17 protein-coding genes are annotated in these 19094 nt (G+C 65.3%); 1 reads left to right on the forward strand and 16 read right to left on the reverse strand.

The window, feature by feature from the left end; genetic code table 11:
* Positions 1-23 precede the first annotated feature (23 nt).
* Positions 24-1379 (reverse strand): omega-aminotransferase AptA, encoded by a 1356-nt coding sequence (aptA, locus tag ACSFA8_RS03580; RefSeq protein ID WP_435478134.1) that lies wholly within the window; start codon positions 1377-1379, stop codon positions 24-26.
* 120 nt (positions 1380-1499) lie between these two features.
* Between aptA and ACSFA8_RS03585 the strand changes: the two genes are divergently transcribed.
* A complete protein-coding gene (locus tag ACSFA8_RS03585; RefSeq protein ID WP_435478135.1) occupies positions 1500-2447 on the forward strand; it encodes a LysR family transcriptional regulator in 948 nt (315 codons plus the stop codon).
* Positions 2448-2835: 388 nt separating this feature from the next.
* Here ACSFA8_RS03585 and crcB read toward each other — a convergent pair whose 3' ends face one another.
* The 15 genes from crcB to gyrA form a co-directional block, all read right to left on the reverse strand.
* Entirely contained in the window at positions 2836-3213 is a 378-nt protein-coding gene (gene crcB / locus ACSFA8_RS03590) for a fluoride efflux transporter CrcB (RefSeq protein WP_435478136.1), read from the reverse strand.
* Positions 3214-3240: 27 nt separating this feature from the next.
* Positions 3241-4554: a TRAP transporter large permease gene (locus tag ACSFA8_RS03595; protein WP_435478137.1), complete on the reverse strand. Its 1314-nt coding sequence runs from the start codon at positions 4552-4554 to the stop codon at positions 3241-3243.
* Positions 4555-4699: 145 nt separating this feature from the next.
* Positions 4700-5233 carry a TRAP transporter small permease gene (locus ACSFA8_RS03600; protein ID WP_435478138.1) on the reverse strand — a complete coding sequence of 178 codons (534 nt, stop codon included), beginning with the start codon at positions 5231-5233 and terminating at the stop codon, positions 4700-4702.
* 26 nt (positions 5234-5259) lie between these two features.
* Complete coding sequence (locus ACSFA8_RS03605; RefSeq protein ID WP_435478139.1) at positions 5260-6225, reverse strand: TRAP transporter substrate-binding protein; 966 nt, start codon at positions 6223-6225, stop codon at positions 5260-5262.
* A gap of 150 nt (positions 6226-6375) precedes the next feature.
* Positions 6376-6714 (reverse strand): ComEA family DNA-binding protein, encoded by a 339-nt coding sequence (locus ACSFA8_RS03610; RefSeq protein ID WP_435478140.1) that lies wholly within the window; start codon positions 6712-6714, stop codon positions 6376-6378.
* Positions 6715-6818: 104 nt separating this feature from the next.
* The gene (lapB, locus tag ACSFA8_RS03615) at positions 6819-8000 is read right to left on the reverse strand and encodes a lipopolysaccharide assembly protein LapB (RefSeq protein WP_435478141.1); all 1182 of its coding nucleotides are present in this window, start codon (positions 7998-8000) and stop codon (positions 6819-6821) included.
* Positions 7990-8295: a LapA family protein gene (locus ACSFA8_RS03620; RefSeq protein ID WP_435478142.1), complete on the reverse strand. Its 306-nt coding sequence runs from the start codon at positions 8293-8295 to the stop codon at positions 7990-7992. The genes lapB and ACSFA8_RS03620 overlap by 11 nt, the downstream gene beginning before the upstream one ends.
* A 37-nt stretch (positions 8296-8332) precedes the next feature.
* Positions 8333-8674 carry an integration host factor subunit beta gene (locus ACSFA8_RS03625; RefSeq protein WP_435478143.1) on the reverse strand — a complete coding sequence of 114 codons (342 nt, stop codon included), beginning with the start codon at positions 8672-8674 and terminating at the stop codon, positions 8333-8335.
* Positions 8675-8733: 59 nt separating this feature from the next.
* The gene (rpsA, locus tag ACSFA8_RS03630) at positions 8734-10422 is read right to left on the reverse strand and encodes a 30S ribosomal protein S1 (protein ID WP_286545796.1); all 1689 of its coding nucleotides are present in this window, start codon (positions 10420-10422) and stop codon (positions 8734-8736) included.
* A 167-nt stretch (positions 10423-10589) separates the two neighbouring features.
* Positions 10590-12605 carry a bifunctional 3-phosphoshikimate 1-carboxyvinyltransferase/cytidylate kinase gene (locus tag ACSFA8_RS03635; protein ID WP_435478144.1) on the reverse strand — a complete coding sequence of 672 codons (2016 nt, stop codon included), beginning with the start codon at positions 12603-12605 and terminating at the stop codon, positions 10590-10592.
* A 2-nt stretch (positions 12606-12607) separates the two neighbouring features.
* Positions 12608-13480 (reverse strand): prephenate dehydrogenase, encoded by an 873-nt coding sequence (locus ACSFA8_RS03640; protein WP_435478145.1) that lies wholly within the window; start codon positions 13478-13480, stop codon positions 12608-12610.
* Positions 13481-13489: 9 nt separating this feature from the next.
* The gene (gene pheA / locus ACSFA8_RS03645; protein WP_435478146.1) at positions 13490-14614 is read right to left on the reverse strand and encodes a prephenate dehydratase; all 1125 of its coding nucleotides are present in this window, start codon (positions 14612-14614) and stop codon (positions 13490-13492) included.
* Complete coding sequence (serC, locus tag ACSFA8_RS03650; protein WP_435478147.1) at positions 14607-15728, reverse strand: 3-phosphoserine/phosphohydroxythreonine transaminase; 1122 nt, start codon at positions 15726-15728, stop codon at positions 14607-14609. The genes pheA and serC overlap by 8 nt, the downstream gene beginning before the upstream one ends.
* Complete coding sequence (locus ACSFA8_RS03655; RefSeq protein WP_435478148.1) at positions 15728-16315, reverse strand: DUF2059 domain-containing protein; 588 nt, start codon at positions 16313-16315, stop codon at positions 15728-15730. The genes serC and ACSFA8_RS03655 overlap by 1 nt, the downstream gene beginning before the upstream one ends.
* Before the next feature lie 14 nt (positions 16316-16329).
* Entirely contained in the window at positions 16330-18963 is a 2634-nt protein-coding gene (gene gyrA / locus ACSFA8_RS03660) for a DNA gyrase subunit A (RefSeq protein ID WP_435478149.1), read from the reverse strand.
* Positions 18964-19094: the final 131 nt, after the last annotated feature.

Raw genomic sequence — 19094 nt, forward strand, 5'->3', positions numbered from 1 at the left:
CGGCCGGCGCGGTTTGCGGGGACTCAGGCGGTTTCGGCGAGCGCGTCGGCAAGCGCGTTGACGAGACGGTCGATCTCGGCCTTCTCGGCAATGAACGGCGGCGCGAGCTGGATCGTGTCGCCGCCGTAGCGCACGTAGAAGCCCTTCTTCCAGCAGTTCATCGCGATCTCGTAGGGCCGGCGTGCCGGCTCGCCCGGCAGCGCCGCGATGGTGATGCCCGCCGCCAGGCCGAAGTTGCGGATGTCGGCCACATGCTTGCTGCCCTTGAGGCTGTGCACCGCGTTCTCGAAATGCGGCGCCAGCGCCTTCACGCGGCCGATCATGTCTTCCTTCTGCAGCACGTCGAGCGCGGCAATGCCGGCGGCGCAGGCCACCGGGTGCGCGCCATAGGTGTAGCCGTGCGGGAACTCCAGCATGTAGTCGGGCCCGCCGGCCGCCATGAAGGTGTCGTAGATCTCCTTGCTGGCGATCACGGCGCCCAGCGGCTGCGCGCCGTTGGTCACCTGCTTGGCGACGTTCATGATGTCGGGCACCACGCCGAAGGCATCCGCGCCGGTGAGCGCGCCGCAGCGGCCAAAACCGGTGATCACTTCGTCAAAAATCAGCAGGATGTTGTGGGCGGTGCAGATGTCGCGCAGGCGTTTCAGGTAGCCCTTGGGCGGAATCACCACGCCGGCCGAGCCCGCGAAGGGTTCGACGATCACGGCCGCGATGTTCGATGCGTCGTGCAGCGCGATCAGGTCAAGCAGGCGGTCGGCCAGCTCGGCGCCGTTCTCGGCCATGCCGCGCGTGAAGGCGTTGCTCGCGAGCTGGGTGTGCGGCAGGTGATCCGCTTCAACACCCTGGCCGAAGAGCTTGCGGTTGGCGCCGATGCCGCCCACCGAGATGCCGCCGAAGTTGACGCCGTGGTAGCCCTTCTCGCGGCCGATCAGGCGCGTCTTGCCCGCGAAGCCCTTGGTGCGCCAGTAGGCGCGTGCCATCTTGAGCGAAGTGTCGGCGGCTTCCGAGCCCGAGCCGGTGAAGAACACGTAGTCCAGGCCCGCGGGCGTCAGTTCCTTGAGCTTGTTGGCGAGCTCGAACGAGAGCGGGTGGCCGAACTGGAAGGCGGGCGAGTAGTCGAGCTTGGCGATCTGGCGGGTCACGGCTTCGGTGATTTCGGGGCGTCCATGGCCGAGGCCCGAGCACCAGAGGCCTGAGAGGCCGTCGAAGATCTTGCGGCCGTCGCTGTCGGTGAAGTAGGCGCCCTTGGCTTCCACGATCAGGCGCGGGTCGGCCTTGAAGCTGCGGTTGGCGGTGTAGGGCATCCAGTGCGCGTCGAGCCAGGCGGCATCGGTGCGCAAGGCGGGGTTCGGTTCGATGGCGGGCGAGGCAAGGGTCATGGCGCTTCCCGCGCGAGGCGGGCTCCGGGAGGGTGGATGAACGGGATGCGGAACCAGCCGATTGTTCGCACAGCCTTCAGTGTGGAGAATGGCGCAATATCAATGTTCACTTGACAGTCTATGCAAGTAAAACCGCCGCGAGAGAACGTCGCCCGAAACCGCGCCGTGCTCGGCCAGCTCAGCGACATGGATCTGCGCCTGCTCAAGGTGTTCAAGAGCGTGGTCGACTGCGGCGGCATGGCCGCCGCCGAGCTGGAGCTCAACATCGGCACCTCGACCGTGAGCCGGCATGTGAAGGATCTCGAGACCCGGCTCGGACTGGTGCTGTGCCGTCGCGGGCGGGCCGGCTTCGCGCTGACGGCCGAGGGGCAGCGCGTCTACGACGAGACGCTCAGGCTGCTGGCCTCGGTCGACGCCTTTCGTGGCGGCATCGACGACATCCACAACCGCATGGGTGGGCAGCTGGAGGTGGCGCTGTTTGACAAGACCGCGACCAATCCGAAGGCGCGCATCGGCGAGGCGATCGCGCGCTTCACCGAGATCGCGCCGGAGGTGAGCCTGGCGGTGCACGTTGGCTCCATCAATGCGATCGAGCAAGGCGTGCTCGAAGGCAAATTTCAGATCGGCATCATCCCGGCGCACCGCAGTTCGAAGAGCCTGGTGTACGCCGACCTGTTCGACGAGACGATGCTGCTCTACTGCGGCAAGGGGCATCCGCTGTTCGACAGCAGCCATGCGAAGCTCACCTGGCCCAAGCTGGGCGAGCACCATTTCGCGGGGCTTGGCTATCACTCGCCGAACATGGAGCTGAGCCATCGTGCAAGGCTGTCGCGCAAGGCGACGGGCTTCGACCAGGAGGCGATTGCGACGCTGATTCTTTCGGGGCGGTTCCTGGGATTCCTGCCCGACCACTATGCGCAGGTCTTCGAGCAACGCGGCCTCATGAAGCCGGTGCTGCCGGCGCGCTTCAACTATGCGTGCCGCTTCGTCAGCCTGTTGCGGCGTTCGCCGAAGCCGTCACGCGCGGTGCTGGCGTTTCAGCAGTGCCTGGAGAAAGCCCATGTGTGAATTTTCCGAGTGACGGCTGTGCTCTTGCTGACATCGTTGAATGCCGTTGCGACAACGTCTGTCGGGGGCCTGTCTACGATCGATTGGGGCCACGTTGAGGTGAAGGCTGGGGGGCGATCACGCCGACGGCGTACTCTGCTCCGCGAATGTCCCCCGGCCTTCGGCCTCCTCCTTTATTTCGCTGCGCAGAGCACGCCATCGGCGTGATCCGTCAGAGCGGTGGTTCATCGTTCAGCACTACAGCCGCGCCCACTGTGCACAGGGCATCGGGTACTCCCCGCAGCGAAATAAAGGAGGAGCCGAAGGCGGGGGACATTCGCGGAGGGGAGTACCCGGTGCCCTGTGCACGCACCCCGAAAGCCAATCCGCCTACCGCTGCAGGGCAAGCCTAACCGGCAAGGGCTTGCACGGTGCGCAGCCCGAGCCAGGTGAGGCACAGCGAGCCGCACACATGCAGCGCGATGGTGCCGAGCGCGAGGCCGGTGCGGCCGTTCAGCAGCATGCTGACGGTCTCGGCCGAAAAGCTCGAGAAGGTAGTGAAGGTGCCGAGAAAGCCGGTGATGACCAGCAACCGCCAGGCAGGGTCGATGTCCGGCAGACCGTTGAACACGCCGATGGCCACACCGATGAGGTAGCCGCCGATCAGGTTGACGGCCAGCGTGCCCCAGGGCAACAGGCTGCCGGGGTTGAGCCAGATGGCAAAGCTCCAGCGGAGCAGGGCGCCCACGCAGGCGGCCGCGCAGATGGCGATGACGTTCAGCAGCATGCCGCGATTATCCGCAACACACCGGATTCACTTCTCCGCGCCCATCACCGCATTGGGCAGAATCGTCACGATGCTCGGGAAGACCGTGATCAGCGCGATGCAAACCACCAGGCAGAAGAAGAACGGAATCGCGGCCTTGGCGATCACATTGCTGTCCTTGCCTGTCATGTTCTGCAGCACGAACAGGTTGAAGCCCACCGGCGGCGTGACCTCCGCGATCTCGACCAGCAATACGATGAAGATGCCGAACCAGATCAGGTCGAAGCCGGCCTTCTGGATCATCGGCAGCACCACGGCGCTGGTCAGCACGATCATGCTGATGCCGTCGAGCGCGGTGCCCAGGATCAGGTACACCACCACCAGCGCGCCGATCAGCGCGTAGGGTGAAAGGTGCATGCTGTCGACCCACTCGGCCAGCTCGCGCGGGATGCCGGTGAAGGCCATGGTCTTGGTCAGGAACGCCGCGCCCGCCAGGATGAACATGATCATGCAGCTGGTGCGCGTGGCTCCCATCAGCGCGTCCTTGAAGTTCTGCCAGCTCAGGCTCTTGCCCCAGGCTGCGATGCCCAGCGCGCCCAGCACGCCGAACGCCGCGCACTCGGTGGCCGTGGCCCAGCCTGCAACCAGCACCCAGACGATGAACACGATCAGCAGCGCGCACGGGATGAGGTTGCCCGACAGCCGGATCTTCTCTTTGAAGGTGGTGGGTGCGTCGGCCGGCGGCACCTTGTGCGGATTGCGCAGGCTCCACCAGGCGATGTAGCCCGAGAACAGCAGCATCAGCAGGAAGCCCGGCAGGAAGCCGGCCAGGAAGATGCGGATGATGGACGCATCGGCCGCGACCGCGTAGACCACCATCGTGATCGACGGCGGAATCAGGATGCCGAGGGTGCCTGCGGTGGCCAGCGAGCCGATGGCGAGCTTCTCGTCATAGCCGCGGCGCTTGAGTTCCGGCAATGCCACCTTGGCGATGGTCGCGCAGGTGGCGGCCGACGAGCCCGAGACCGAGCCGAACACGCCGCAGCCGATGATGGTGGTGTGCATCAACCGGCCTGGCACGCGGTTCAACCAGGGGCGCAGGCCCTCGAACATCTCTTCGCTGAGCTTGGTGCGGAACAGGATCTCGCCCATCCAGATGAAGAGCGGCAGCGCGGCCAGCTCCCAGCTCGCATTGCTCTCCCAGAACGACGAGAACAGATTCTTGGCCGGAAGCGTATGGGTGAAGAAGGCCTGGCCGACCCAGCCGACTATGGCCAGCGTCATGGCGATCCAGACGCCGCCGGCCAGCAGGAGCAGCATGATGCCGAGCAGCAGCGCGCCCATCAAAAGGGTTTCGATCATTTCTGTTTTCCATCACGCGTTCCAGCGGATCCGGACGCATGGCTTCCGAAGAGGCCTTGTTCGGAAGCACCCGCGGAACCGGCTCTGCCGGGCCGCTGGGTGCGCCCCCTCGAGGGGGAGGCGCCGCAGGCGCATCGGGGGTGGTTCATATGTCTGAAGAGAAATCGCCAGCGGCATGGCGCTCTTCGATGGCGCGCTGGTAGCTTGGCTTTTCGCCACGCACCACGCCCACGAGCTCGTCGACCATGGCGATCAGCAGCAGCCAGCAGCCGATCACGAAGGTCGACTGCGGAATCCAGATCGGAATCACCACCAGGCCCGTCGCCATCTCGGCGAACTCGTAGCTTTCCCAGGTGAAGCTGGTGGCCGCGTAGGTGAGGTAGGCCACTGCGACGGAGGCAATCAGCAGGCACATGACATCGAGCGCGCGGCGCGCCTTGGGGCTCACCGCATCGAGCAGCAGCGTCACTCGCACGAAGTCGCCGTGGCGGAAGGCGTGCGCCATCGCGAAGAAGGCGGCTGCGGCGCAGAGCCAGGCCACCACGTCGTTGAGCCCGCTCACATGCCAGTTCACCTGGCGGCCGACGCCGGCCAGGATCATCAGCACGAAGATCAGGAAAACGCAAAGCGCGGCGAGCGCGCCCGCACCGTCGTACAGACGGTCGAGGAAGCGGCGCATGGCTCAAGTCTCCCGTGGGGGCTTTATCATTTCTTGTAGGCGTCGACAATCGCGGCGCCGTCGGCACCCGCGACCTTGAGCCAGTCGGCCTGCATGATGCCGCCGACCTGGCGCATGTCGGCATCGAGCTTGGCCGAGGGCTTGTGGATCTTCATGCCGCGCTCGGTCAGCAGGCGCTTGTACTCGGTGTTCTTCTCTTCGGCGGTCTTCCAGCCGCGAACCTCGGCATCGGCGGCCGCCTTGAGCACGGCGGCCTTGGTGGGCGCGTCGAGCGCATCGAAGCTCTTGGCGTTGACGAGGATCGCGTTCTTCGGAATCCAGGCCTGCGTGTCGTAGAAATTCTTGATGCTCTCGTAGGTCTTGGTGTCGTAGCCGGTCGAGCCCGAGCTCATGTAGCTTTCGATCACCCCGGTGGCCATCGCGGCGCTCAGCTCGGCTTGCTGGATCTGCACCGGTTGCGCGCCGATGAGTTCGGCGATCTTGGCCGTCGCCGGGCTGTAGGCGCGCCACTTGATGCCGCGCAGGTCGGCCACCGAGCTGATCTCCTTCTTCGAATAGATGCCCTGCGGTGCCCACGGCACCATGAACAGCACCTTGATGCCCTGCGCGGCCAGCAGCTTTTCCATCGCAGGCTTGGAGGCGGCATAGAGCTTCTTCGCGTCCGGGTACGTGGTGGCGAGGAACGGCACACCGTCGAGCGCGTAGATCGGGTTCTCGTTGGCGAAGTTGGCCAGCAGGATCTCGCCGGCCTGGGCCTGCCCGCTCTGCACGGCACGCTTGATTTCGGGCGCCTTGAACAGCGATGCGTTGGCGTGCACGGTGATCTTGACCTTGCCGCCGGTGGCGGCGTCCACGTCTTTCGCGAACTGCGTGATGTTCTCGGTGTGGTAGTTGGTGGCGGGGTACGCCGTGGGCAGATCCCACTTGGTCTGCGCAAACGACGTGGCCGCCAATGTGAGGCCGGCGAGGGCGATGCTGAACTTGTGATTCATGGGCTCTCCAGAGCAGGGATTGAATGAAAGGCGTTGGCCAGCTTACGTGCAAATAACGGGCCATCGTTGAGGCTTTTCCCTGCGGTCGGACGCAAAAAAGCCGCCCGGAGGCGGCTTCTGTCTTGCTGCGAGCAGTAGCCCGGCGGCGGCTCAGGGCTTGGCAGCGGGTTTGGCTTTGACGTCCTCCTTGGCAGCCTTCGCCGGAACGGCAGCGGCACTGCCCTTGAAGCTTTCACCATTGACCGTCAGGCCTTCGCCCGACAGTTTGGCGGCCGTCTTGCCCTTCACGCCCTTGACGCGCTGCATGAGGTCGGCCCAGTCTTTGAACTGCCCTTGCTTGCGCGCCTCGATGATCCGGGCGGACATCGCAGGCCCGACACCCTTGACCCCATCGAGATCGGCAGCGCTGCCCTTGTTGACGTCGACTGCCGCGAACGAGACGACGGCAAACACCATGGCGGCCAGTGCGGCCGCGATTTTCTTCAGCATGATTGAAACTCCCTGATTATTGGAAAACGCCGGTGCGACTGCGCCGGCCTGGTTTCAACGGATCAGGGCCGGCGGCGTTGACGTGGCATCTACCGACCCGCCCCTCACAGCTCTTCGACGCGGCGCGGCGGATAGCTGTCCCAGGCCTGGCAGCCCGGGCAGTGCCAGAAGTACTGGTGCGCCTCGAAGCCACAGGCGGCGCAGCGGTAGCGCATCAGCGGCCTCGTGGCCTGGTCGAGCGCGCGCTGCACCTGCGGGTGGAACTGCTCGCGCGTGAAGTGCTCGCCCGCGAGCCAGCGCGAGGCCGCAACCAGCGAGGGATGGTGCGCCAGGTGCGCGATATAGCCGTCTCGCGGCTCGGCCGGCGTGTCGGTGGGTTCGTCCTGGCTCGACACGTGCGGCAGGCCACCGAGCGCGATGATGGCTTCGAGCACATCGATCGAGGGCGACTCGGCATAGCGCCGCTGCAGCAGCACCATCGCCTCGCCGGTGCGGTGCGACGCAACGGCCGCTTGCTGCAGCGCGGCGGCATACAGCGGCAGGGCCAGCGGCGCGGTGTCGCACAGCGCGGCCAGCGTATCGAATGCCCCGGCTGCCTGGTCGTTGCGCAACTGCAGCGCGGCAGTGTCGATGGCGGGGCGCGGCGCCTGCGGCGCCAGCACCACGGCTTGCCGCAGCAATGCGGCGGCAGCATCGATGTCGCCCGCGGCCGTGCGCTCGGCCGCCTGCTCGCAAAGGTGATGTGCGCGCCGCGTGCTGTAGCTGGCCTGATCCGATTCGTCGAGCTTTTGCGCCACGTCGGCAGCCTGGGCCCACTCGCGCGAGCGCTCGTAGATGGCGAGCAACGAAAGGCGCGATTCGCTTTCGTAGCGTGTGCCTTCGAGCTTCTGCAATGCGGCCTCGGCGCGATCGAGCAACCCGGCGCGCAGGAAGTCTTGCGCGAGTGCGTGCTGGGCACGGTCGCGGTCGTCGCGGCTCAGGTCGCCGCGACCCAGCAGGTGCTCGTGCACGCGCACAGCGCGCTGGTACTCGCCGCGCCGCCGGAACAGGTTGCCAAGCGCGAAGTGCAGCTCCTGGGTGTCGGGGTCGTTCTGCACCGCCTCGATGAAGGCGTCGATGGCCTGGTCCTGCTGCTCGTTGAGGAGGAAGTTGAGGCCGCGAAAGTAGGCCTTGGGTGCCTGCCGGTTCTCGAACTTCAGTTGGCGCAGGTCGAAGCGCGAAGCAAGCCAGCCCAGCACGAAGGCCAGCGGCAGGCCCAGCAGCAACCAGCTGAGATCAAAGTCCATGTTGGCGCACCGCGGGCAGGTCGGTGCCGGCGGCTGCAGGCGCGGCAGCGCTCGCCGGTGTGGCCTCGGCCGGCACCTGGGCGGCTGCCGCGCGATGTTTCCACCAGCCCGGCAGCATGCCGAGCGCGCCGACCACCAGGCCGCCTGCGAAGGCGACGAGCACCACCAGCACCAGCGGCGCGCGCCAGTAAGTACCGAAGAAGAAGTAGACGGTCGCGTCGTGCTGGTTGTTCAACGCGAAAGCGAAGAGGGTAAAAAAAATGGCTGCCTTGAGCAGCCACAGGAGGTATTTCATGGGCGTCCCCGTTGGCGGGACGATTCTACTTTTGCCATCAGGTCTTGTTTGCCGCGGCAGCATCGAGTTCGGCACTGCGTGCATCGACCGCTTCGCGCAGGGCCTTGCCCGGCTTGAAGTGCGGCACGCGCTTTTCCGGGACCTGCACGCTCTCGCCCGAACGCGGATTGCGCCCGATGCGCGGCGGACGCCGGCTCACCGAAAAGCTGCCGAAACCACGAATCTCGATCCGGTGTCCGCGCACGAGGGCCTCGCCCATCGCGTCGAGGATGGTCTTGACGGCGTACTCGGCATCGCGGTGCGTCAGTTGCGCAAAGCGGGCGGCGAGTTCTTCGACGAGGTCGGAGCGGGTCATGTTGCGGCGAGGAAAACGAGGCAAATAAAAAGGGACAGAGCGCCGTGCCCGAAGCACGCCGGTCTGTCCCGTTCGGCAGCAGCTTACTTGCTGTCGTTGTTGTCCAGCTTGGCGCGCAGCAGGGCGCCCAGGCTGGTGGTGCCGGCGTTTTCACGTGCCGACTGCTGGCTCAGGTTGGCCATGGCGCCTTGCTCGTCGACCATGTCCTTTTGCTTGATCGACAGCTGGATGTTGCGGGTCTTGCGATCCACATTGACCACCACGGCAGTGACTTCGTCGCCTTCCTTCAGCACGTTGCGTGCATCTTCGACGCGGTCGCGCGAGATTTCGCTGGCGCGCAGGTAGCCGATGATGTCTTCGCCCAGATCGATCTCGGCACCGCGTGCGTCAACCGTCTTGACCTTGCCCGTGACGATCTGGCCCTTGTCGTTCACGGTCGTGAACGTGGTGAACGGATCGCTGTCGAGTTGCTTGATGCCGAGGCTGATGCGCTCGCGGTCGACGTCGACTGCCAGCACCAGCGCTTCGACTTCCTGGCCCTTCTTGTAGTTGCGAACGGCGGTTTCGCCGGTTTCGTTCCACGAGAGGTCGGACAGGTGAACCAGGCCGTCGATGCCGGCAGCCAGACCCACGAACACGCCGAAGTCGGTGATCGACTTGATCGGGCCCTTGACGCGGTCGCCGCGCTTGGTGTTTTGCGCGAACTCTTGCCACGGGTTGGCCTTGCACTGCTTCATGCCCAGGCTGATGCGGCGCTTGTCTTCGTCGATTTCAAGAACCATGACTTCGACTTCGTCGCCGAGCGAGACGATCTTGTTCGGCGCGATGTTCTTGTTGGTCCAGTCCATTTCGGAGACGTGCACCAGGCCTTCGATACCGGGTTCGAGTTCGACGAACGCGCCGTAGTCGGCGATGTTCGTGACCTTGCCGAACAGACGGGTCGATTGCGGGTAGCGGCGCGAAACGCCCATCCACGGGTCGTCGCCCATTTGCTTCAGACCCAGCGAGACACGGTTCTTCTCGGTGTCGAACTTGAGGATCTTGGCGGTGATTTCCTGGCCGGCCTGAACGACTTCGCTCGGGTGGCGAACACGGCGCCATGCCATGTCGGTGATGTGCAGCAGGCCGTCGATGCCGCCGAGGTCGACGAACGCACCGTACTCGGTGATGTTCTTGACGACGCCGCGAACGACTGCGCCTTCCTTCAGGGTTTCCATCAGCTTGGCGCGTTCTTCGCCCATGCTGGCTTCGACCACGGCACGGCGCGACAGCACGACGTTGTTGCGCTTGCGGTCGAGCTTGATGACCTTGAATTCGAGGGTCTTGTTTTCGTACGGGGTCAGATCCTTGATCGGACGCGTGTCGATCAGCGAGCCTGGCAGGAATGCGCGGATGCCGTTGACCAGAACCGTGAGGCCGCCCTTGACCTTGCCGCTGGTGGTGCCGGTGACGAAGTCGCCGGATTCGAGGGCCTTCTCGAGGCTCATCCACGACGCGAGGCGCTTGGCGGTGTCGCGCGAGAGGATGGTGTCGCCGTAGCCGTTTTCGACGCTGCCGATGGCAACGGAAACGAAATCGCCGGCCTGCACTTCGAGTTCGCCCTTGTCGTTCTTGAACTCTTCGATCGGCACGTACGCTTCGGACTTGAGACCGGCGTTGACGACGACGTGGTTGTGCTCGACGCGCACGACTTCGGCCGTGATGACCTCGCCGGTGCGCATTTCGGAACGCTTCAGGGACTCTTCAAACAGGTCGGCAAAAGATTCAGACATTGATGGTTCCTTCCGTCAGGCAGGGTTGCAGGCGCCAGTGCGAAATTGCGAGCGGCTGCTTGGTGTCTGTAGACGGCGGTTGTGGGCTTGTCGCCCGGGTTAAGTTGAAAAACCAGAAGGCCGGTGCGCTGGCGCGCGGCGGGAACCTGCTGGAACTGAAAAACCCTTCAGGAAGACCCGAAAGGCTGTACTTGCCGCCACCAGTCCAACACCTGGTCGACCGATTGCGCGATCGACAAGCTGGAGTTGTCCAGACGGCGGGCATCCTGTGCCGGCTTCAGCGGCGCGACGCTGCGGGACGAGTCCCTGGCGTCGCGTGCTTCCAAGTCGGCGCGAAGACTGTCGAGTATAGTCGAAATTCCCTTTGAAATCAACTGCTTATGGCGCCGTTCGGCCCGGTGGGCGGCACTCGCCGTCAGGTAGACCTTGAGCGGGGCGTCCGGGAAGATCACGGTGCCCATGTCGCGCCCATCGGCCACCAGTCCGGGCAGCGCGCGAAAGCTGATCTGCAGGGCCGTCAGCGCTTCGCGCACCGGCGGCAGAGCCGAGACGCGGGAGGCGTCCATGCCGGCCGCTTCGGTGCGGATCGCCTCGGTCACGTCCTCGCCGGCCAGAAGCACCTTGCCGGCGTCGAAACGCAGCGGCAGCGACCGCGCCAGTTCGGCGATCCGGTCGGCGTGCACCGGCTCGGCGCTGAGGCCGGCGCGCCGCATGGCCAGCCCGGTCACGCGGTACAGCGCGCCGGAGTCGAGGTAGTGGTAGCCCAGCGCACGCGCCACTTCGACCGCCAGCGTGCCCTTGCCAGACGCGGTGGGGCCGTCGATGCAGATCACCGGCACCGACTGCGGCTCGACCACGGAGAACAGCGTCTCGAAGTAGTCAGGAAAGGTCTTGGCAACGCAATGCGGATCGAGGATGCGCACCGGCACTCCGGCCGGATTGAAGGCCGCGAGCGAAAAGCACATCGCCACACGGTGGTCGTCATAGGTGCGGATGCTGGCGGCACGCCAGCCATCGGCCGCCAGCGGATGGACGCGAATGAAGTCGGGGCCGGCCTCGACCGTGGCACCGAGCTTGCCCAGCTCGTTGGCCATGGCATCGATCCGGTCGGTTTCCTTGACGCGCCAGCTTGCAATGTTGCGCAGGGTGCTGGGCGCCTCGGCGTAGAGCGCCATCACGGCCAGCGTCATTGCGGCGTCCGGGATGTGATTGCAGTCGAGGTCGATGGCCTTGAGCGGCCAGGCGCCGCGCGAAACCTCGAGCCAGTTCGGGCCGCTTTGAACCCGCGCGCCCATCGCCTCGGCGGCCTCGACGAAACGGATGTCGCCCTGGATCGAGTCGGCGCCGACGCCTTCGATCCGCAGGCTGTTCGAGCCATTTCGGCCCGCAGCGCCCGTGGCGATCGCGCCGAGCGCTATGAAATAGCTGGCAGACGATGCGTCGGCCTCAATGTGAATGTCACCTGGCGAGCGGTACCGGCTCCCCGCAGGAATCGTGAAGCGCTGCCAGCCGTCGCGCACCACATCGATGCCGAAGCGCGCCAACAGGTTGAGCGTGATCTCGATGTAGGGCTTGGAGATCAGTTCGCCGACCACGTCGATCACGATGTCGCGTCTGCTCGCAATGGGCAGCGCGAGCAGGAGCGCGGTCAGGAACTGGCTCGAGACGTCACCTCGCACGCGGATCGGCGCATCGAGTTGCAATGCTTCCGGTGGCACAGGATGAATGCGCAGCGGTGGATAGCCCGGGTTGCCGAGGTAGTTGATGCGGCAACCGAGCTGGGTCAGCGCGTCGACCAGATCGCCGATCGGCCGCTCGTGCATGCGCGGCACGCCGCGGAGCTCGAACTCGCCACCCAGCAGCGCGAGCGCTGCGGTCAGCGGCCGCATCGCGGTGCCGGCATTGCCGAGGAACAGCGAAGCGCGAGGCGTCGACAGTTGGCCGCCAAGCCCCTCGATTCTGAGCAGGCCATCGGTGCGCTCGATGCGGCAGCCGAGCTGTGCCAGCGCCTCCAGCATCACCCGCGTGTCGTCGGAGTCCAGCAGGTCGTGGACGGTGGTGGTGCCGCTGGAGAGTGCAGCCAGCAGCAGCACGCGGTTCGAGATGCTCTTGGAGCCGGGCAGCTGCACCGTGCCACCCGCTCCCGCCAGTGGCGGGATGTCGAGAAAGGGAGTCGAAAACATGTTCAGTCGGCGGGGTTGCCGGATTGCCAGCCCGCACGCACGCGTCGGGCCGATTCGATCGCGTTCTCCAGGCCTTGGGCGTTGCCCGTGGCGACCATCAGCTCGAGCGTTTCCAGTGCCTCGCGAAACTCGCGCGTCTGTGCCAGCAGTTGTTCGCGATTGGCCAGCAGGATGTCGCGCCAGACCGCCGGGTCGCTGGCCGCGATGCGCGAAAAATCGCGAAAGCCCGGGCCTGCGAGCTCGAGAAAGCGCTTGCCATTGGCCTGGCCCGCAATACCGTTGACGAAGGCGAAGGCCAGCAGGTGCGGCAGGTGGCTGACCGCGGCGAAGGCGCCATCGTGCTCCTCGGGCGTCATCTGCACCACGTTGCCGCCGAGCGACGTCCAGGTGCGGCTGGCACGCTGCACATTGGAGCGCAGCGTGGCCCTGACCGGCGTGAGCACGATCTGGCGGCCGTTGAACAGGGCTGCCTCGGCATGCTCGATGCCCGACACCTCCTTGCCCGCGATCGGGTGGGCCGGCACGAAGCAACTGAAGTGCTCCTGCAGGCCGCGGCGCGCCGCTTCGATCACGTCACCCTTGGTCGAGCCGACGTCCATCACCAGCGTCTCTGCCGAGATGCCGTGGCGGATCGACTTGAACGTGGCCTCGGAGGCCGCCACCGGCACGGCGATCAGCACCAGGTCGGCCCCGGACACGGCCAGCAGCGCCGACGGCGCCGCCAGGTCGATCACACCGAGCTGGCGCGCGCGTTCGGTGGTGGAGGGCGACTTGCTGTAGCCGACAACACGCTTCACCAGCTTGGCCTTCTTGAGCGCGAGCGCGAACGACCCGCCCATCAGGCCGCAGCCGATCAGTCCGAGTTGCTCAAACATGCTGTGCGATCAGGCGGTCACGGGATAGGCACCCAGCACCTTGTAGAAGGCGCACAGCGCACGCAATTCGGCCAGGGCGGCCGCCACGTGGGGCTGTGAGGGGTGTCCATCGAGGTCGATGTAGAAGTAGTACTCCCACTGGCCGGTACGCGCGGGCCGCGACTCGAACCGCGTCATCGAAACGCCATGATTCTTGAGCGGCACCAGCAAATCGTGCACTGCGCCCGGACGGTTCGGCACCGAAACGATCAGGCTGGTGCAGTCGCGGCCGGAGGCGGGCGGCATGGCCAGCGTCTGCGGCAGGCAGATGATCGCGAAGCGGGTGCGGTTGTAGGCGTCGTCCTGGATCGCGTGGGCCACGATGTGCAGGCCAAAACGCGTTGCGGCGCGCTCGCTGGCCAAGCCGGCCCAGGCCGGGTTGGAAGCGGCCAGACGGGCGCCTTCGGCATTGCTGGACACTGCACGCCGCTCCACCTCGGGCAGATGCTTGGACAGCCACGTCTGGCACTGGGCCAGCGCCTGCGGATGGGCCAGCACGGCTTCGATGCCGGCAAGCGAGTTGGTGGTTCGCAGCAGGTTGTGGCGCACCAGCAGGCTGACCTCGCCGACCACATGCGCCGGCGAATGCAGGAACATGTCGAGCGAGCGCGTCACCACGCCCTCGTTCGAGTTCTCGACGCCGACCACGCCGTACTGGGCGCTGCCGCTGGCGGTGGCGTGGAACACCTCGTCGAAACTCGCGCAATAGGCCAGGTCGGCCGCGCCGCCGAAGTATTCGACCGCGGCCTGTTCGCAGAATGTGCCTTCGGGGCCGAGCACCGCGACGCGTTGCGGCGATTCGAGCGCCAGGCAGGCCGACATGATCTCGCGCCAGATGGCCGACACATGCGGGGCCTTGAGTGGCCCGGGGTTGCTGCGCTCCATCTTGTCGATCACCTGCGCCACGCGATCCGGACGGAAGAAGGGCGTGCCCTCGCGCTTCTTGATCTCGCCCACCAGCTCCGCCACGTGGGCGCGCCGATTCAGGAGCCCGAGCAGTTGCTGGTCGAGCGCGTCGATCTGCACGCGCAGTTCGGCAAGACTGGCAGAGGCTTCGGGGGGCGGTGTGGGGGAGGGCGGTGCGGTGTCAGGCATGCGATCGTTCAAATTCTCGCATGTAGTTCACCAATGCCTGCACGCCCTCGAGCGGCATCGCGTTGTAGATGCTGGCACGCATGCCACCCACGGACTTGTGGCCCTTGAGTTGCAGCAAGTCCGCTGCGCGAGCGCCGGCCAGGAATGCGTCGTTGCGGCTTTCGTCGGCCAGGAAGAAGGGCACGTTCATGCGGGAGCGGCAATTTGCGGCCACCTTGTTGAGGTAGAAACCCGAGCCGTCGATGAAGTCGTACAGCAGCCGCGCCTTGACGGTGTTGCGCTGCGCCATGGCTTCCACGCCCGTCAGCGCACCTTCGGTCTGCTCGCGCAGCCACTGGAAGGTGAGCCCGGCCACATAGATGCCCCAGGTCGGCGGCGTGTTGTACATCGACCGGTTGTCCGCCACGATCTTGTAATTGAATGCGCTCGGGCAGATCTCCAGGGCGTGCCCCAGCAGGTCGTCGCGCACGACCACAATCGTGAGTCCGGCCGGCCCGAGGTTTTTCTGGGCACCGCCGAAAGCCAGGCCAACGCGCGCCCAGTCGACCGGGCGCGAGGCCACGTGCGACGAAAAATCGATCACCAGCGGCGCTTTGCTGCCAAGTGCGGCAAGGTCGGGCAACTGCTGGAACTCGATGCCGTTGATGGTCTCGTTGCTGCACAGGTGCACATAGGCAGCATCCGCGCCGATCTGCCAGCCGGCCGGATCGGGCAGGCTGAGATGGCCGTCGGCCGCATTGCTCGCGGCGATGCGCGCGGCGCAGTAGCGCTGCGCTTCCTTGTGCGACTTGATGCTCCAGCTGCCCGTGATCACGAAATCGGCCGCGCCGCCACGCGACAGGTTCAACGGAACAATCGCGTTCTCGCCCAGTCCGCCGCCCTGCATGAACAGGATGTGGAAGTGGTCGGGAACCGCGAGCAGGGTCCGCAGGTCGCTTTCGGCCTGCGCAAGAATGACGCCGAACTCTTTGCCGCGATGGCTCATTTCCATCACGCTCATGCCGCTGCCCTGCCAGTCAAGCATTTCGGCGGCGGCACGGCGCAGCACTGCCTCCGGCATTGCGGCCGGGCCGGCGGAGAAGTTGTAAGGCCGCCGCGTGCCCGGCGCGGGCATCACTTCTTGGCGGGTGCTTTGGCAGGCGCGGCGGCCGGTGCCTTGCCCTGTGCGCCGGTCGGCGCGCCGAGGGCCTTGGCGACGGACGCGTCGAGCGCGCGCAACTTGGGTTCGATGGTCGGCTTGGTTTCTGCCACCAGCTGCTTCGTCAGCGCCTCACCCATCTTCGGGTTGAGCTCGTCATACTTCTTGCGCAGCGGCGAGCTGAGCCATGCGATGAGCTGGCGCAGTTCGTCTTCGCTGAAGTTGTCGGTCATGACCGGGCCGAGCGTGGTCGGTGCCAGCGTCATGGCCTTGTCGCGCAGGATCGGGTAGGCCTCGTCGAAATACTTCTTGAGCTCGGCGTCGGCCGCCTTGGCAGCAGCTTCGCGCTTTTCGGCCGGCACTTGCGATTGCAGGTAGCCGGAGCCGGCCTGGGCGATCGGCGCGCTCGAATCTTCCACGAGGCTGCGGGCCAGCACTTCGATGCCAGGGCGTTGCAGGTCGATGAGTTGCTTGACGAGGGCGGCCTTGCCGTCCTGTGCCCAGCCGATGGAGCTGGTGGCCAGGGCGGCAGCGACGAGTGCGAGCTTGATGGTTTTCTTCATTCAGTTTTTTCCGTTCAGGATGTTGGATTGTCTTCAGGTTCAGGAGTGGATTCGATATCGCCGTTGGCGTCGTTCTCGACGATGCGCTGCAGCCCGCTGAGCTTGGCGCCTTCGTCGAGGCCGATCAAAGTCACGCCTTGGGTGGCGCGGCCCAGCTCACGGATTTCGGCGACCCGGGTGCGCACCAGCACACCCTTGTCGGTGATGAGCATGATCTCATCGTCCGAATGCACCAGCGTGGCCGCAACGACCTTTCCGTTGCGCTCACTCTGTTGAATGGCAATCATGCCTTTGGTTCCGCGGCCATGACGCGTGTATTCGGTAATGCTTGTACGTTTGCCGTAACCATTTTCCGTGGCCGTCAGTACGCTCTGCTGTTCGTCTTCGGCCACGAGCATGGCAATCACGCCCTGGCCATCTTCCAGCATCATGCCGCGCACCCCGCGTGCATTGCGGCCCATCGGCCGCACATCGTTCTCGTCAAAGCGAACGGCCTTGCCACCATCGGAGAACAGCATCACGTCGTGCGTGCCGTCGGTCAGTGCGGCGCCGATCAGATAGTCGCCCGGATCAAGATCGACCGCGATGATGCCGGCCTTGCGCGGGTTGCTGAACTCGTCGAGCGTGGTCTTCTTGACCGTGCCCATCGACGTGGCCATGAATACGAACTGGTCGGCCGGGAAGGTGCGTTTCTCGCCGGTCAGGGCCAGCACCACGTTGATTTTCTCGCCTTCCTGCAGCGGGAACATGTTGACGATCGGGCGGCCGCGCGAGCCGCGCGAGCCCGCCGGAACCTCCCAGACCTTTAGCCAGTAGAGCCGGCCCCGGTTCGAGAAGCACAGGATGTAGTCGTGCGTATTGGCGATGAAGAGCTGGTCGATCCAGTCGTCTTCCTTGGTCGCCGTGGCCTGCTTGCCGCGGCCGCCGCGCTTCTGGGCTCGGTATTCGCCGAGCGGCTGGCTCTTGATGTAACCGCTGTGCGAGAGCGTCACGACCATGTCGGTCGGCGTGATCAGGTCTTCGGTGGAGAGGTCGTAGGCGCTGTGCTCGACCTGGCTGCGGCGCGCGCCCAGCTTGGTCTGGCCGAACTCCTGTTTGATCGTGCCCAGTTCATCGCCGATGATGACCGACACGCGCTCCGGCTTGGCCAGGATGTCGAGCAGATCCTCGATCTCGGACATCACTTCCTTGTATTCGACGACGATCTTGTCCTGCTCCAGGCCGGTCAGGCGCTGCAGGCGCATTTGCAGGATTTCCTGCGCTTGCGTTTCCGACAGCCGGTAGAGGCCGTCGTTGCCCATGCCGAAATCGGCTTCGAGGCCGTCAGGGCGGTAGTCGTCGGCATTGACCACACCGCCATCGGCACGGGTACGGGTGAGCATCTCGCGCACCAGCTTGCTGTCCCAGCGGCGAGCCATCAGGTCGGTCTTGGCCACCGGCGGCGTCGGGGCGTTGCGGATGATCGCGATGAAGTCGTCGATGTTGGCAAGCGCCACCGCCAGGCCTTCCAGCACATGGCCGCGTTCGCGCGCCTTGCGCAGCGTGAACACCGTGCGGCGCGTCACCACTTCACGGCGGTGCTGCAGGAAGACCTGGATCAGGTCTTTCAGATTGCAGAGCTTCGGCTGGCCGTCGACCAGCGCCACCATGTTGATGCCGAAGGTGTCCTGCAACTGCGTCTGCTTGTAGAGGTTGTTCAGCACCACCTCGGGCACTTCGCCGCGCTTGAGCTCGATCACCAGGCGCATGCCGGACTTGTCGGACTCGTCCTGGATGTGGCTGATGCCCTCTATCTTCTTCTCGTGCACCAGCTCGGCCATGCGCTCCTGCAGCGTCTTCTTGTTGACCTGGTAGGGCAGCTCGTCGACGATGATCGCCTGCCGCTGGCCACGGTCGATGTCTTCGAAGTGGCACTTCGCGCGCATGATCACCTTGCCGCGGCCAGTGCGGTAACCGTCCTTGATGCCGTTGATGCCGTAGATGATGCCGCCGGTGGGGAAGTCGGGCGCCGGGACGATTTCCATCAGTTCGTCGAGCGAAGCTTCCGGCTGTCGCAGCAGATGCAGGCAGGCGTCCACCACTTCGTTGAGGTTGTGGGGCGGAATGTTGGTCGCCATCCCGACGGCGATCCCGGCCGAACCATTGATCAGCAGGTTGGGAAATCGCGCGGGCAGGACAAGCGGCTCCTGCTCGGAACCATCGTAATTGGGGCCGTAATCAACCGTTTCCTTGTCGATATCCGCCAGCAACTCATGGGCGATCTTGGTCAGCCGGATTTCCGTATAGCGCATGGCCGCCGCGTTGTCGCCGTCGACAGAGCCGAAGTTGCCTTGGCCATCGACCAGCATATGGCGCAGCGAAAAGGGCTGCGCCATCCGGACGATCGTGTCGTAAATCGCGCTGTCGCCATGCGGGTGATATTTACCCATCACGTCGCCCACGATCCGCGCGCTCTTTCGGAACGCCCGGTTCCAATCGTTGTTTTGCTCGTGCATGCCGTACAGCACGCGCCGATGCACCGGTTTGAGGCCGTCCCGGGCGTCCGGTAGGGCGCGACCGACGATCACGCTCATGGCGTAGTCGAGGTAACTGCGGCGCATCTCCTCTTCGAGACTGATGGGCAGGGTTTCTTTGGCGAACGAGGTCATGAGCGGCACGCAGACAGCAAGGAGGCGAAATTTTACGCCGTGAGGGGTGTCGCAACGCCGCAACACAAGGCGGCTATTCCGCCTCCGTCCTACGATTCCGGGGGGCGCTGCGGCCTGTTTGCCAAAGACCC

The organism is Variovorax nitratireducens, assembly GCF_051216545.1.
Lineage (GTDB): Bacteria > Pseudomonadota > Gammaproteobacteria > Burkholderiales > Burkholderiaceae_C > Variovorax.

Bases quoted from the DNA above. Each gene is read 5' to 3' on its own strand.
- rpsA (WP_286545796.1), bottom strand. From the start codon at position 10,422: ATGTCTGAATCTTTTGCCGACCTGTTTGAAGAGTCCCTGAAGCGTTCC.
- ACSFA8_RS03585 (WP_435478135.1), top strand. From the start codon at position 1,500: ATGCAAGTAAAACCGCCGCGAGAGAACGTCGCCCGAAACCGCGCCGTG.
- ACSFA8_RS03610 (WP_435478140.1), bottom strand. From the start codon at position 6,714: ATGCTGAAGAAAATCGCGGCCGCACTGGCCGCCATGGTGTTTGCCGTC.
- ACSFA8_RS03655 (WP_435478148.1), bottom strand. From the start codon at position 16,315: ATGAAGAAAACCATCAAGCTCGCACTCGTCGCTGCCGCCCTGGCCACC.
- ACSFA8_RS03595 (WP_435478137.1), bottom strand. From the start codon at position 4,554: ATGATCGAAACCCTTTTGATGGGCGCGCTGCTGCTCGGCATCATGCTG.
- ACSFA8_RS03640 (WP_435478145.1), bottom strand. From the start codon at position 13,480: ATGTTTGAGCAACTCGGACTGATCGGCTGCGGCCTGATGGGCGGGTCG.
- ACSFA8_RS03600 (WP_435478138.1), bottom strand. From the start codon at position 5,233: ATGCGCCGCTTCCTCGACCGTCTGTACGACGGTGCGGGCGCGCTCGCC.
- gyrA (WP_435478149.1), bottom strand. From the start codon at position 18,963: ATGACCTCGTTCGCCAAAGAAACCCTGCCCATCAGTCTCGAAGAGGAG.
- pheA (WP_435478146.1), bottom strand. From the start codon at position 14,614: ATGCCTGACACCGCACCGCCCTCCCCCACACCGCCCCCCGAAGCCTCT.
- ACSFA8_RS03605 (WP_435478139.1), bottom strand. From the start codon at position 6,225: ATGAATCACAAGTTCAGCATCGCCCTCGCCGGCCTCACATTGGCGGCC.
- aptA (WP_435478134.1), bottom strand. From the start codon at position 1,379: ATGACCCTTGCCTCGCCCGCCATCGAACCGAACCCCGCCTTGCGCACC.
- serC (WP_435478147.1), bottom strand. From the start codon at position 15,728: ATGCCCGCGCCGGGCACGCGGCGGCCTTACAACTTCTCCGCCGGCCCG.
- crcB (WP_435478136.1), bottom strand. From the start codon at position 3,213: ATGCTGCTGAACGTCATCGCCATCTGCGCGGCCGCCTGCGTGGGCGCC.
- ACSFA8_RS03635 (WP_435478144.1), bottom strand. From the start codon at position 12,605: ATGTTTTCGACTCCCTTTCTCGACATCCCGCCACTGGCGGGAGCGGGT.
- ACSFA8_RS03620 (WP_435478142.1), bottom strand. From the start codon at position 8,295: ATGAAATACCTCCTGTGGCTGCTCAAGGCAGCCATTTTTTTTACCCTC.
- lapB (WP_435478141.1), bottom strand. From the start codon at position 8,000: ATGGACTTTGATCTCAGCTGGTTGCTGCTGGGCCTGCCGCTGGCCTTC.